General features: G+C 37.7%; 9 protein-coding genes. 6 read left to right on the forward strand and 3 right to left on the reverse strand.

Annotated features, from left to right (window positions below; all coding sequences use genetic code 11):
• Positions 1-24: 24 nt before the first annotated feature.
• Genes BM207_RS05075 through BM207_RS05085 form a run of 3 tightly spaced genes read right to left on the reverse strand, consistent with a single transcriptional unit; the run spans position 25 to position 5,466 of the window.
• A complete protein-coding gene (locus BM207_RS05075; RefSeq protein WP_090992469.1) occupies positions 25-711 on the reverse strand; it encodes a hypothetical protein in 687 nt (228 codons plus the stop codon).
• A gap of 17 nt (positions 712-728) precedes the next feature.
• Complete coding sequence (locus tag BM207_RS05080; RefSeq protein ID WP_090992470.1) at positions 729-2,303, reverse strand: RagB/SusD family nutrient uptake outer membrane protein; 1,575 nt, start codon at positions 2,301-2,303, stop codon at positions 729-731.
• A 10-nt stretch (positions 2,304-2,313) separates the two neighbouring features.
• Complete coding sequence (locus tag BM207_RS05085) at positions 2,314-5,466, reverse strand: SusC/RagA family TonB-linked outer membrane protein (RefSeq protein WP_090992471.1); 3,153 nt, start codon at positions 5,464-5,466, stop codon at positions 2,314-2,316.
• A 194-nt stretch (positions 5,467-5,660) separates the two neighbouring features.
• On the opposite strand from BM207_RS05085, the gene BM207_RS05090 reads away from it, so the two are divergent.
• From BM207_RS05090 to BM207_RS05115, 6 genes are all read left to right on the forward strand, one after another.
• On the forward strand, positions 5,661-7,475 hold the full coding sequence (locus BM207_RS05090) for a M61 family metallopeptidase (RefSeq protein ID WP_177217057.1): 1,815 nt from the start codon (positions 5,661-5,663) through the stop codon (positions 7,473-7,475).
• Between the two features lie 62 nt (positions 7,476-7,537).
• Entirely contained in the window at positions 7,538-8,314 is a 777-nt protein-coding gene (locus BM207_RS05095) for a 3-keto-disaccharide hydrolase (RefSeq protein WP_090992473.1), read from the forward strand.
• Positions 8,315-8,347: 33 nt separating this feature from the next.
• The gene (locus BM207_RS05100; RefSeq protein ID WP_090992474.1) at positions 8,348-8,818 is read left to right on the forward strand and encodes a pyrophosphohydrolase domain-containing protein; all 471 of its coding nucleotides are present in this window, start codon (positions 8,348-8,350) and stop codon (positions 8,816-8,818) included.
• Between the two features lie 35 nt (positions 8,819-8,853).
• Positions 8,854-9,312, forward strand: a complete 459-nt coding sequence (locus BM207_RS05105) for a MaoC family dehydratase (protein WP_090992475.1) — start codon at positions 8,854-8,856, stop codon at positions 9,310-9,312.
• Between the two features lie 43 nt (positions 9,313-9,355).
• The gene (locus BM207_RS05110) at positions 9,356-11,269 is read left to right on the forward strand and encodes a 7TM diverse intracellular signaling domain-containing protein (protein ID WP_090992476.1); all 1,914 of its coding nucleotides are present in this window, start codon (positions 9,356-9,358) and stop codon (positions 11,267-11,269) included.
• A 325-nt stretch (positions 11,270-11,594) separates the two neighbouring features.
• The gene (locus BM207_RS05115; RefSeq protein WP_090992530.1) at positions 11,595-14,756 is read left to right on the forward strand and encodes a SusC/RagA family TonB-linked outer membrane protein; all 3,162 of its coding nucleotides are present in this window, start codon (positions 11,595-11,597) and stop codon (positions 14,754-14,756) included.
• Positions 14,757-14,765 lie beyond the last annotated feature (9 nt).

The following is a 14,765-nucleotide window of genomic DNA, read 5'->3' on the forward strand; positions in this document are numbered from 1 at the left end:
TTTTTAAAATGTGATTATCCATCTTTAACCTCCTGTTGATTCAGCGTTGAAAAACAATCGATGATTACCATCTAGCACATGAATAATACCCGTTTTGGTGATAATTCCCGATGTTTGACAATCAACTGCTTTATCCTTTTGATTTTGCGGGATTGTAGCTTGATCGGCTTCTTTATCATCTCGGGTTCCAATTACTTTAGTGTAGGTCACGTAGTCGATAAAGCTTACATAGTTGCTATAGCTATATGATCTTCTAAATTTGATCATAAATTTTACATCAGGAATGTTCCCTAATGCACTATCATATAATACTCCGCCTAGGGTTATATCTTCTCTGTTTATTTTACCGGGAAACATGTAAGTTTTTAAAGAATCGCGTAGCTCTTGTACATTCAAATCCTGAATGGTAAACTTGATGTTTTCATCACCAAGTTCTACAGATCTTTTGTATTTTTTGGCAGCTACGTAATCTGCTACACCATAGTTGGTTGTGGCAAAAAAGGTAATATTTCCATTGATGGCATCTTTTAAACCTGCCTTATCAATTACCTTTACCAAAGAGTCGAATTTTTTGTTCGATTTTAGGTAATCATAGGTCGTCATATCAACGTAAGCGATACTTTTGCCGCCGTCATTTTTATAATCATCCTTCTTGCAGGCAAACAATATAGAAAGTGCAAAAAGTACACAGATGGTGATTTTATTTTTCATAATTAATTTCTCTTAGATTAAACTTTACCTAACCAATAAGTGGTTTGTTTTAAATTTGGATTTTCTCTAAATAACGCTGGATCAACTGGCCAGTAGAACCCTTCACGTTTAAACCTGTCTTCGCTCATCCAATCAATAAAATACTCATAAGTCCTAGTTCTAAGTAAATCATAGTATAGATGTCCTTCTAAGAACATTTCCTTTCCACGCTCTAAAATGTATTCATACATTACATCGTCTTTGCTCCATCCCGCTGGGATTTGTGCTTGTGGTGAAGCCCCATTTCTTTTTCTGAACGAATTGATAATATCAGTTGCTGTGGCTGGGTCATTTTTATATAAAGCAATCTCTGCTTTTAACAACATCATATCACTCAATCTAAAGATAATCATGTTATTGCTAAGTACTGCATCAAGGCGTTGTCCAGGATTACGATAAATTACGTTTGAGTATTTGATCAGCATTGGCTTATCAGTTTCAACAAGGTCAAAGTTCTTTTTAAACCTTACATCGCCTTTATCTAAAGGAGCAACCCAGTTCCATTGAGTGCCGTCCCATACCCACTGACCACCTAAACCAAAATGATTATCTAGGTAGCTTTTTAGTACGAAATTGCGTGGATTGTTTCCATAACCATTCACATATGAGCCATTTAAGAAACGTGTTCCAATGCTACTATTTGAACCTTCTAATGTATTATCACTCATATTGATCTCGAAAATGCCTTCCGGTGAGCGTCCAATGAAGGTATTGTAATATTTCGATGTATCTGTCTGAGAATAACCTCCACGACTGATAATTGCATTGATGGTTGTATCTGCACTGTTAACATCAGCCATAATAGGACTATTGTTACTTACATCTGTCATAGTTGCTCTCCAAAGATATAAGTGAGCTAATAAAGCATAAACCGACCCTTTGTTAGCCGTAACTTTAGCGTCTCCAGTATTCTCGTAAGTCCAGCTTAAAAGGCTTGCAGCCTTGTGGCAATCGTCTTCAACTTGTTTCATTACAGCTGCCCTTGGCGAACGACCTAATTGTGGCGCGCTGATCGGATCTTCATACGCTTCTGTGACCAATGGCACATCGCCCCAAACTCTCACCATCATAAAATAACTAAGTGCTCTAATAAATAAAGCTTGTCCCATTAAGCTATTTCTAAATTCAGTTGGGTTCTCTTCATCTTTCAGCTGCGTATCGGTCATTTTAGGGATGTTTGCCAATACAATGTTAGACATGGCAATTGTTTTATAGTATTTGGTCCAATTAGCCAAACTTTCGACATTGTATTGGAACGTGAAATCACCATTTTGGATGCCTTCTAAACCATCACCGGTATATTGCATGGTAAAGTAGCTCTTCGCTATTGCATCACCGTACATATAATATCTGTTTTCTTTATCGGTAACAGCATCTCTTAACAAAGCATAGTTACCGGCTATCGCGCTTCGAGCATCTCTGGCATTTTGCCAGAAAACTTCTTGATAGGTAGAATTTTTAGGCTCTTCTGTTAAAAGTTTTTTACATGAGGTTATACTAGTTGCAATGAGCACTGTACTTAGTATAATTAAATTTTTATATATTGTTTTCATCTTTTAGAAGTTAAAATTGAATTTCTAAACCTAAGGTGTATTTTCTTGGAATTGGATAACCTGCCCCGTTATATTCGCCGTATGGATTTACCGCTTCTGCATCAGGTAGTCTTTTCGATTGTTGGAACATGGCTACATTGTCAGCGATTCCGAATATTTTAAGTTTGGACATACCTAATTTTTTTGTCATTGGCGCAGGCAGTTGATAACCTACGTTTATGCTCTTGATTCTAAACCATCCACCCTTTTCTAAGAAAAAACTTTGTGCACTCGTATAATAATAACGATACGAACCAAGGTCTACTTTGGCATAACGGGCATCATCGCCTTGATTTCTCCAGATATCGATATTACTATAATCTGGTGAAGAAAATTGTGCATAATTAGCCACGGCATTACCATCAGTTGAAGTCGAGAAACGATCTGCTTCAAATAGATTAAGTACATCTCTATCAAAGGTAAATGCAGAGAAGATTTGTAAACTAAAACCTTTGTAACTGAAGTTGTTTGTCCAACCCCCGGTATATTTCGGATTAGGATCCCCCATTGGTAGTTTGTCTGGATTTATCCCTGAATTAAACACGTCGGTAAAGTAATCTCCATCCAAATCGTCGAAATAAAACATACCTCCTAAGAACGTTCCGTTACTGTTTCTATACTTCTCACCGGTGAATGGGTTTTGAGGTACATCGGCATCACTTTTAAATACACCTTTGGTTCTATACAAATAGAATGCATTAATCGGACTGCCTACTGATAGAATGTGAGATTTATCAAACCTATCCCCATCCATAACCAAATCTCTACCGCCATTTGGCAAGCTCATGATACGGTTTTTGTTATAGGAGATGTTAAATTGGGTAGTCCATCTAAATTTACTGGAAGCTTTTAATGGATTGGCTATCACCGTTACCTCGGCTCCTGAGTTTCTTACCCCTATTGAGTTGGTTAATGCAAGATCATAACCTGTTGTTAAAGGTAAATTTACGCTAAATAGTTGTAAAGAACTTTCTTTGTTATAGACTTCAAATTGGAAAGCGAATTTTCCGTTTTTAAGCTCAATGTCAGTACCAATGTTCCATTGCATTGATTTCTGCCAACTTAAGTTTTTCTGAGCTACCCCATCATAAAAATTTGGTGTAATTGCAGTAACCCCATTGTAAGAGGTAGAACCTCCTCCACCAAAATAGCCAGCTGCGTTTACGTTATATAGGTTGTATTGTAGATAATTGCTTGTTGGTAAGCTTCCTGAGTTACCAATACTTGCTCTCAATTTAACCATTGAAAAAAGTTTATTGTCTTTCATGAAATCTTCTTCACTTAACAACCATGCTGCCGAGGCAGAAGGGAAATAACCCCATTTATTATTCTTTCCAAAACGCGATGATCCATCTGCTCTGGCGCTAAATGAGAATAAATATTTACTATCGAAATCATAGGCTATCCTTGCATAATACGATAGTAAACCATATGCTTGGTAGTCAGATCCTGCACCAATTTTTGCTTGCTGAAATCCATTTACCACTTGAATATTGTCAGACGCACCGTTGGATCCAGATGCGGTTATGGTTTGGTATTGGTTATATTGGATGTCTTGACCTACCACTGCGCTAAGGCTATGTTTTTTAAAGGTATTGTTATAGCTTAAAAAGTTCGAGGTTAATAAATCTATTGCATTAGAGGCAAAGCTGTATGAATAATTACCCTGATTATTTTGCAATGCATTTCCTCTATTAAAATCTCTTCTATCATTATCTCCTTTATAAGAGGATTGAGAAGTAAATCTGAAATTAGGAGAAAAATCATAGCTCATATTCAAATTCAAGGTGAGCTGATTGCTTATGTTTTTATCAAGGTTTTCGTCATATTCACCCAATAAAAAAGCCCTTTTTTCATCATCCATATTGAAAAGCGACGAAGGCATATTGCCAGAACCTAAAGCAATTGGACTTCCAGAACTACCATTTCCTCTTGCTCTATCCGAACGAGAAAAGGCTACAAGCGGGTTAATAGTTAATCTTTCTTTAAGTGCTTTTGATGAAAGGTTTAGTCGACCGGTATATCTTTTAAAACCGGTAGCTTTGATAATACCTTCTTCATTATAGGCGCCGCCGCTAAATCTATAGATCATTCCACCGTTTCCACCACCACTTAGGTTAAGATCGACATTGCTGATTCTTCCTTGCTGATAAAACATGTCCTGCCAATCGGTATTACCATTGAATGCAGAATTTAAACTGTCTGTTAAAAGGTAAGGTAATTGTTTTTGATCGGCATAAGTAAGTTGATTTTCTAAAATCGCTAATTTTTGTCTACGTTCAACGGTTCCTAAAGTAACATCACGCAATTCAGGACGTGCTGTAACACCATAATAGGTGTTGATGCCCACTCTAGGGTCACCACTTGTTCCCTTTTTTGTGGTAATTAAAATTACGCCATTCGCTGCTCTTGATCCATAAATCGCAGCGGCTGAAGCATCCTTTAAGATATCGATCGACTCGATATCCATAGGGTTGATTCCGGCAAGATAGTTAGTTCCCGTTCCTGTTCCAGGACCTACATAAGACTCAGTAGGCTGAGGTACTCCATCAACTACATAGAGGGGCGAATTCACTACATTAAATTCGTCATAGCCCCTGCTAAGTAAAGAGTTACCCCTAACTGATACGGTAGGTGCGGTACCAGGCTGTCCAGAAAAATTTTGAACGTTTACACCCGATACACGACCTTGTAAAAGTTGGTCAAAACTTGCGGCCGGTAAATTCTCAAGCTCCTTAGCCGAGATACTGGAAATGGACGCTGTGTTCTTTTTTCTAGTGATACGTTGGTATCCAATTAATACGACTTCACTCAAGCTTCGGGTGTCTTCTTCTAAGATCACACTAAGGGAGCTTTTGCCTTCGGTCGACAGATCTTTGGTTATAAAACCAAGCATCTTAAACTCTAGCACCGCACTCGGCTTAGTTAAGGTTAGCGTAAACTGACCCTCACTATTTGTTAGAGTACCATTTTTGGTGCCTTTTTCTAAAATAGAAACTCCAGGTATTGGTCCGGTTGCATCCTTAACGGTTCCGGTAATTTTGGTCTGCGCAAATACAGCCCATGGAATTATCATAATCGCAATAACGCCAAATAATCTACTTAGGTAATTTTTCAAATTCATAATGGTTTGGTTTAGGGTGAGTTAGCTGTTTTTTAATTATTGATTTAACATTAACTAAAATTATGATTCCACTTATGGTTTAATACTTCATATATTATCTAATCATGATCATTTTTTAACCAAATAAGTAGGGTGGTAAATCGATTTTGACACTTTTATTTACCTTAATTGCCTAATTAAAAATGGATCGTATTATGAAAATGCAACCCAAGTTCAGTAGTTTTTTTCTCTTGTTTATTTTGTTTATTTCCGGTACCACAAACGGCCAGTCTAATAAGGCTTCGAGACTTGAGATGGTTTATACAGTTTCAATGGAGCAACCTGAGTCAAATACTTTTCAGGTTGTATTGAATTGTGGTGGATTAAGTGAAAATTATTACGACTTTAAGATCCCGGTATGGATGCCGGGTTATTATCAAATATTAAATTATGCAAATGATATTAAAAATTTAAAAATTAGTGATTTAAAAGGTAATCCGGTCAAATGGGATAAGGCAAACCACAACACCTGGAGAGTGTATTCAGGAGGGGTAAAGGCAATTGAGCTTAATTATGAGGTAAAGACCAATAGATCTTTTGTGGCTACCAATTATTTGAATTCAGAACGTGCTTTTATTGCGCCAACAGGTTTGTTTATGCATGTTGCTGATCAGATTAATGTACCTGTAACCGTTCATATTAAACCGTATAGGGGTTGGAACAGGATCGCAACAGGCCTGGAAAAGATCAAAGAATTTACATATCATGCAAATGATTTCGACATCTTGTATGATAGCCCGATTTTAATCGGAAAGCTGGAAGAATTGCCCTTCTTTACTGTTAAGGGTGTGCCACATTATTTCATCGGCTATCAATTAGGGGATTTTAATAAGGAAGCTTTTATGGCAGATTTGAAAAAGGTAATTGAAGCTGCTGTAGCCGTAATTGGCGATATACCATTTAAAGATTATACTTTTATCGGTATCGGTCCGGGTGGAGGTGGCATAGAACACCTAAACTCCAGTGCTGTGGCGTTTACAGGATCCAAGAGTTTAGATAAGCCAGGTGGCCGGATGGGGATTCTAAGCTTTTTGGGTCATGAATATTTTCACCATTATAATGCAAAAAGGATTAGGCCCATAGAATTGGGGCCTTTTGACTATGATAATGGTAGTAGAACCAATATGCTTTGGGTAGCGGAAGGCGTTACCACCTATTATGATGAGATGTTATTAAGGTGGGCTAAACTAGAATCCAGTGAACAAATTTTGGTAAACTTTCAACAAGCAATTAAGAAATATGAGACATCGCCCGGAAGTTTGTTTCAAGCTGTTAGTCAGGCAAGTTATGATACTTGGTCTGACGGCCCCTTTGGCAGAATAGGGGATGAGGTTAATAAAACTGTTTCCTATTATGATAAGGGTCCTGTAATGGGGATGTTGCTCGATTTTAAGATCAGACATGAGACAAAGAATAAGAAATCATTAAATGATGTAATGAGGACTTTGTATTATACTTTTTATAAAAAAGAAAACCGAGGTTATACGGAAGATGAATTTCGTAAGGTATGTGAGCAGACAGCTGGGGGATCATTAGCAGAATTTTTTAGCTACATATACACCGTGAAAACCCCGGATTATGTCAAATATCTCAATTATGCAGGTCTAACGATTGATGTTAAACCAAGAGTTATGGAAGGAGCTTGGCATGGAATTCATGCGGCTGTTGTAAACGATAGCTTGCGGGTTAGAGATGTAGACTGGAACTCGCCAGCTTGGATTGAAGGTATTAGAAGAAACCAGGTTATTGCCAGCATCAATGGTCAGCCCGCGAGTAAAACACTATTGGATCAAATAACAAAGCAAAATCATCCAAATGACAGAATAAAGATCGAGACTTTTGATCGTGGTAAGAAAGCAATTATTCCGATGCTCTTGGGTAAGAAAAGTGAGACAAGTTTCGAGATCAAACGACTTTCGAGGCCCAATGAACTTCAGAAAATAATTTTGAAGAGCTGGTTAAAGGAATAAACAAGAAATTAAATTCTATTTATTGGTGCTAATTACTATCTTCGAAAGATAGATTTTTGAAGATGAAAAGATGTTTTTTAATTACCTCTATGGTTCTAGCTGGCAGTCAATTTATTACTGCTAATGCACAAGAAAAGCCAAAGCCTGCTGATACTGAATTTTACACTCCTGTTCCGGCTGTTGTAAGCCCTGGAGCAACAAATAGCAGTGCTCCATCGGATGCGATTATTTTATTTGACGGTAAAAATTTAAACGAGTGGGTGAGTGTAAAGGATAATAGCCCCGCAAAGTGGATTGTTAACAATGGTGCATTTACCGTTGATAAAACTACCGGCAATATAGAGACTAAAAGAAAGTTTACCAATTATCAGCTGCATTTAGAATGGCAAATTCCATCAAATATTACCGGAGAAGGCCAGGCCAGAGGCAACAGCGGCTTGTTTTTAGCTTCTACGGGCGGTGGCGATTTAGGTTACGAACTACAAATATTAGACTCTTATAACAATAAAACATATACCAACGGACAAGCAGGAAGCATTTATAAGCAAACTGCACCAATTGTTAATGCTAACCGTAAACCGGGAGAGTGGCAGAGTTATGATGTGATTTGGACTGCCCCGGTATTTAAGGAAGATGGCAGTTTAAAAAGTGCGGCTAAAGTAACGGTTTTATTTAATGGGGTTTTAATTCAGCACAATTTTGAACTGGCCGGGCCAACACAATACATTGGTAAAGCTGCATATAACAAAGCTCATGGCGCTAGTCCAATCAAACTACAATCTCATGGTGATAAAAGCGAGCCAATCAGCTTTCGCAATATCTGGATAAGGGAGTTATAATATTAATAATTTAGGCACAAGAAATAAGAACGAATGAACGATTTAAACGCATTAAGCCAAGTAGCAGAATTTCATAAAACTTTTAAACATCCGATTGTTGAGCAAGCAGCTATACCCAGTAAAGAACGATGCCAGTTAAGGATAGCTTTGTTGGCAGAGGAATTAAAAGAGTTGCAAGAGGCAGTAGATGATAATAACCTAGTTGAAATTGCCGATGCCTTATGTGATTTACAATATGTACTGGCTGGCGCTGTGCTTGAATTCGGGCTCGGCGATAAATTTAAGGAACTCTTTGATGAAGTTCATCGTTCTAATATGAGCAAAGCCTGTAAAACGATTGAAGAAGCAAATGAAACCCTCGCCCATTACAAAAGTAAAGGTAATGTAGCGGCGCATTATAAAGAGATTGATGGATTGTTTTTAGTATATCGGGACGGAGATTTTAAAACTTTAAAGTCGATTGCCTATTCTCCAGCTGATTTGAAAACAATCGTAGAAAGATAATTATCCAAGAAACCAAAAACTCAACCTATCGTATTATGCTAGTTGTAAATAGTCACGCAGAATTTGAAACTTATTTAGGTAAGGAAATCGGTATTTCTCAATGGCATACCATAGATCAGGAACAGATCAATAAGTTTGCCGACGCTACATTAGATCATCAATGGATCCACTGTGATAAAGAAAGGGCGGCAACTGAAGGACCGTTTAAAGCAACCATTGCACATGGTTATCTCACTTTATCGCTTATCCCATATTTATGGAAGCAGATTGCCGACATTCGTAATATTAAAATGGAAATCAATTATGGAATAGAGAGTTTTAAATTCGGGCAAGCGGTAGTGGTTGATAGCAGGGTATGCTTAAAGGCCAAACTAAAATCTATTACTAATTTAAGAGGAATTACCAAGGTTATTATTGAAGCGATTTTAGAGATAGAGGGCGAGAAAAAGCCCGCCTATACTGGTGATGTAATGTTTTTATATCACTTTAATTGAGCGTAATAGCTTTCGAGGAGCTTCTTGATTTGATAAAAAACTAATGAATTTCTGGATCTTTTGTGCCGTTATATTGAGTACTCTTGGCCTGAGGGCGCAGCGAGTGGTGGTCATTAACGAAAGTATAAAAGAACATATTTTTAGAAGCGACGATGTACTGTTTTTGGAAGATAGTAGCAATCAGTTAACCTTCAATGAAATTACCAGTAACGCTTATAAGGACAAATTTAAAGTTAATAGGAATTACTATCCGAAGAACTTTAACCGCTCATCTGCGTATTGGTACAAAATCAAGGTAAAATATACCAAAGACTTAACGAGGGCTTCTAATTTCGAGTTTTTTGACCAAACTACTGATCATATCGAAGCTTTTATTCCAGATGGTAACGGAGGCTATGTTAGCAGTAAAGCTGGGGCAGATCTACCTTTTAACCAGCGTTTATATCAGCATAAGAATTTTGAGTTTCTGATAAATACTGCAACAAAGGGTGAGCATACCTATTATTTTAAATTAAAATCTAAAGATTTAGTGAATGTTATTATCGTTTTGCGAACTACAGAGCGATTTATTCAATATACTTTAACCGAGTATTTAACCTATGGTTTCTTTTATGGGATGATTGTGATATTTAGCTTTCATAATCTGCTCATGTTCTTGGCAGTTAAACGAAAACAATATCTCTATTACATTCTTTACATCTTAAGTGTAGGCATGTACGAAATGTCCATCGACGGCATCGCATTTCAATATTTATGGCCCAATCATCCTATTTGGAACGAGTATGCTTATGGGGTTTCCTTGTATTTTTTAAGCACATTTGCATTGATTTTTACGAAGGAACTTTTGCATGTTAAGATTAAGGCTCCTAAAATAAATTCAATAATCAATTTGATAATTGGCTTGCGCCTAGTATTTTTTCTATTATGCCTTTTTTACAATAACGATTGGTTTAAATATAAATTCATTGAGTTTATTCCTTTATCAGTCGCTTTTTTCACAGGGATTTATATTTGGTGGAAACTTAAATACCGCCCCGCAAGGTTTTTTGTATTGGGATACTTTTTTCTGTTTGCAGGATTCATAATAAAGGTGATACATATTTTAGGTTATGCCAGACATATTCCTGGCGCCCTGGGTTATTATAGTTTAAGTTTCGGGTTTTTACTGGAAATGGTATTCTTATCCTTTGCCATTGGAGACCAGGTAAGGATATTAAAGAGAAAGAAAGATACTGCCCGCAAACAGATCATTAAACAAATGCAGGTGAATGCCGAACTTAAGGATAGTATCAATAAAGAACTGGAAATAAAAGTCGAACAGCGTACAAAGGAAGTCCAACAGAAGTCGAAAGAGCTGCATCAACAGAACATTAAAATTGAAGACCAAAATGAGGAGTTGCTGGCCATCAATGCTTTATTGGAGGCGCAGGCCGAAGAGATTTCCAGAATGAATATTTTACTGGAAAAGGATAACGTTAACTTGAAAACCAGTATTGAAAAAGTAACAACTGCTCGTGTAAACGCAACTGAACTCGATTTTGATGAATTTAGTCAAAAATATCCAGATCGTGATTCCTGTTATAAGTTTTTAGCTGATATGAAATGGGAACATGGCTACACCTGTATAAAATGTCATAATTCGAGCTATTGCAATGGTAAAGTTCCTTTCAATAGAAGATGTACTAAGTGTTCCTATGAAGAGTCCGTTTTACAGCGCACCATTTTCGAAAACAACCGTATTCCAATAAATAAGGCATTTTACCTTGTGTATCTGATGTACAGCAGCAAGGGCGCAATTTCTTCGCACAAACTGTCTGAAAAGATTGGGATTAGGCAAAGCACTTGTTGGGTTTATGCGTCTAAAATTAAAAAGATAATGGAAGAGCGTAAAAAAGACATTAAGGGCACAGGTAAGGCAGGCTGGAGTAAACTCGTACTGGAAAGCATTCCTAAATAAAATCGTCATTACGGGACTCGCAGCGACGATAAACTCTTCCAAAAAAATCACTTCTGGAGCTCCATTCCAGTAAATGTTGATAAAAATCACATCTTTTTTTCGTTGCGAATAAAGCGTATCAAATCACTTTTGTTTCCTTTTTGTAAAACTCATTATTACAGCGAGTTATCAAATTTATGTTTTGCGAAATAAGTGTATTAAAATTATTGTAACACATTAAATATCAGTTAATTACGTATTTTTTTATTTGTTTTTCTGAATTGTATTGCTCTATATTTACGGCGCCAAATTTTTTGGACGATTAACTAACCAAATTAAAAACCGTATGAGTAAAATTCTATTAAAAAGAATTTTGTGGAAATCCGCTATTGCGCTTCTCGGGTGCTTTTTTCTACAAAACAATGCTACTGCCAGTTATCTGAGCAGTAATGGCATCTCTAATTACCTAAATAAGACAAGCAAGTTTGCCGACATTTCTGGTATCGTGAAGGATGCAAATGGTGCACCGGTACCAGGTGCTGGAGTGAAAGTTAAAAACACTCAAAAAGTGGTTATTACAGACGGGGAGGGTAGATTTACATTAAAAGATGTGAAAGTAGGCGATGTTATTGTATTTAGCAGCGTGGGATTTAAATCCCAAGAAATAACTGTAGGTAGCCAATTAACACTTCAAATTATTTTGGAAGATGATACCCAGGGATTAAATGAAGTAGTTGTAGTTGGTTATGGTACGCAAAAGAAGGTTAACCTAACCGGGGCAGTTTCTCAAATTAGTGGAGAAGAGTTAATGAGCAGGCCAGTACCGAATGTAACTGCGGCTTTGCAGGGAAGAGTTTCTGGGGTGGTCGTTACTCGCAACAACGGGAGGCCGGGAGGTGAGGGATTTGGCTTACGTATCCGCGGTACAAACTCTATCAATGGTTCTAACGCACTAGTTCTCGTAGACGGAATTCAAATGGATCTTAATTTAATTAATCCGGATGACGTAGAAAGCATCTCATTCTTAAAGGACGCAGCCGCGTCGGCAATTTATGGAGCCCGGGCCGCAGGGGGTGTGGTATTGGTAACCACCAAAAGAAGTACAAGTGGTAAGACGAGGATCAGTTTCAATTCTATTTATAGCATGAACGTAACAGCCCGTCAGCCAGAACGCCTTAATGCTTGGGATGAGCAGACATTAATTGACGAATCTCGTTTTAATGCTACGGGGGCTAAAGAATATACACCTGAAATGGAACAATGGATCAGGAACCCGAACTTTAACTATCGTCCAAACCTAACCTCCGATCGTTGGGAATATTTTAGTAAAACAAACTGGATAAAAGAAGGACTTAGTAAAGTGAATGCGTTGCAAAACTATTCACTGTCGGTAGGTGGGGGCAATAAAGAACTCAACTATCTGTTTTCTACTGGTTACAATCAGCGCGACGGTGTTTTGCGCTATGGTCCAGATGATAATGCTCGGTATAACCTTAAGTTAAACGTAAATGCTGAGGTTAATAAATATATCAATTTGGGTTTGGTAGTGGGTTATATCGGTACGATTACCAACGAAAATTCTTTCTCGACTGGTAGCATCATCAATGCTTTATACAGGGTGCGTAACCGTCAGCCAATATTTGTTCCTAGCGAAGACACAACTGGGCAACCATTTAATGGTGATTTGCAAATCAATCCAATTGATATCCAAAAAAATGCGGGTACCGCTAGATCCATCTACGAAAGTTTCACCGGTAAATTTGACGTCACAATTAAAAACCTGGTTAAGGGACTATCCTTTAATGGAATAGCTTCAAGAAATCAAGACAGCTATAACTACGAAGAAAATAGAAGAAGTATTGCATGGTATGGAAGATCTACTTCGACAGTCCGCAACCAGGTTAATGTGCCAAATGGTATAAGCTTGGTCAAAAACAGAGGCTACCTAGATAATCTTCAGGGAACAATAAATTATGAACTGCAAGTGGCACAAAAGCATAATTTCAAACTCTTAGGGGGTGCATCATATGAGCAATATAGAAAAGACGAAATTGAAGCGGGTACAACCGTTCTCTATAGCAATGATTCCTTTAGCTTAAATTATTCTGATCCATTAAATAGAACCAATAGAGACCTAGTAGAAACCTGGGCATTTAGCTCCGTATTTGGAAGGTTCAATTATAATTACGATGAGAAATATTTATTTGAGGCCACCGTTCGTAATGATGGTAGTTCACGTTTATCACCATCAGACAGGTGGCAGTTATTTCCGTCATTTTCCGCAGGATGGAGGATCAGCGAAGAGGGTTTTTTCAAAGCTTCACTTCCCTTTGTATCTAATTTTAAGCTTCGCGGATCATGGGGACAGGTGGGTAATGGCTCTGTATTGGGGCTGTATGACTACATTGGTTTGTTAACGAACGGCAATGCTTTGGTCTTTAACGGCGTAAGAACACCTTACTTTTATCAAAACACACTTCCATCACCCAGTAAAACCTGGGAAACGGTTCAATCTGCTAACTTAGGGCTAGAATTTGGATTTCTAAATGAGAAATTAAGTGGAACTGCAGAGATTTATCAGAATCGAAATAAGAATATGTTGGCAACATTGAACGTGCCAAGCATCATCGGTGTTGGAATTTCAAGCAGCAACGTAGGCGAGTTAAAAAGTTTTGGATGGGAAGCCGATGTGAGGTGGAAAGATAAGTTAGGTGCAGTACGCTATAGTGTTGGGGTTAATTTTTCAGATAATCGAAATGAATTGATTAAATATGAGGGAAGAAATTCTATTGGAGCCGGTGGGGTGGTAAATGCATTGGAAGGTTTTCCGCTGGGTACTGTGTGGGGTTACAAAACTGATGGTTTCTTCCAGTCCGACGCAGAGGCGGCCGAATATAAAACAAAAGTTACTTATCCATTTTTTGCCAATACAAAGGCTGGCGATCTTAAATATTTAGATTTGAATGGCGACGGTGTAATCAGCGCCGGAGGGGGTACACCAGACAACCCAGGGGATTTGGTAAACCTAGGCACAACAAGCGCACGTTATTCTTATGGTTTTGATTTAGGTGCGCAATGGAAAGGCTTTGATTTCTCTATCGCTTTTCAAGGTACGTTAAAAAGATCTTTTTTAATTGCAACAGAAACATTAGCACCATTTTTTGGAACAGCCAATATGCCATGGACGATACATATGGATCGCTGGACCCCCGAAAATACAAATGCATTTTTCCCAAGAATGTATCAAACAAGCGATCATAACTACAAACCTTCAGATCGTTGGACGCAGAATGGAAGTTATATCCGATTGAAAAACCTTCAATTTGGATACACTTTGCCAATCAAGAAAAAATATGCACAAAGCGTGAGGGTTTATTTCTCGGGACAAGATTTATGGGAAAGCACCAAAGTGTTGAGTGTATTCGACCCGGAAGTTGCAAATGGGGTTAATTCACAAACTTATCCATTTTATCGTGCGTATGCATTTGGTTTAAATGTTACTTTATAGACAAAAGAT

It is taken from the genome of Pedobacter insulae (genome assembly GCF_900113525.1).
GTDB lineage: Bacteria > Bacteroidota > Bacteroidia > Sphingobacteriales > Sphingobacteriaceae > Pedobacter > Pedobacter insulae.

Bases quoted from the DNA above. Each gene is read 5' to 3' on its own strand.
- BM207_RS05105 (WP_090992475.1), top strand. From the start codon at position 8,854: ATGCTAGTTGTAAATAGTCACGCAGAATTTGAAACTTATTTAGGTAAG.
- BM207_RS05110 (WP_090992476.1), top strand. From the start codon at position 9,356: ATGAATTTCTGGATCTTTTGTGCCGTTATATTGAGTACTCTTGGCCTG.
- BM207_RS05100 (WP_090992474.1), top strand. From the start codon at position 8,348: ATGAACGATTTAAACGCATTAAGCCAAGTAGCAGAATTTCATAAAACT.
- BM207_RS05115 (WP_090992530.1), top strand. From the start codon at position 11,595: ATGAGTAAAATTCTATTAAAAAGAATTTTGTGGAAATCCGCTATTGCG.
- BM207_RS05085 (WP_090992471.1), bottom strand. From the start codon at position 5,466: ATGAATTTGAAAAATTACCTAAGTAGATTATTTGGCGTTATTGCGATT.
- BM207_RS05095 (WP_090992473.1), top strand. From the start codon at position 7,538: ATGAAAAGATGTTTTTTAATTACCTCTATGGTTCTAGCTGGCAGTCAA.
- BM207_RS05080 (WP_090992470.1), bottom strand. From the start codon at position 2,303: ATGAAAACAATATATAAAAATTTAATTATACTAAGTACAGTGCTCATT.
- BM207_RS05090 (WP_177217057.1), top strand. From the start codon at position 5,661: ATGAAAATGCAACCCAAGTTCAGTAGTTTTTTTCTCTTGTTTATTTTG.
- BM207_RS05075 (WP_090992469.1), bottom strand. From the start codon at position 711: ATGAAAAATAAAATCACCATCTGTGTACTTTTTGCACTTTCTATATTG.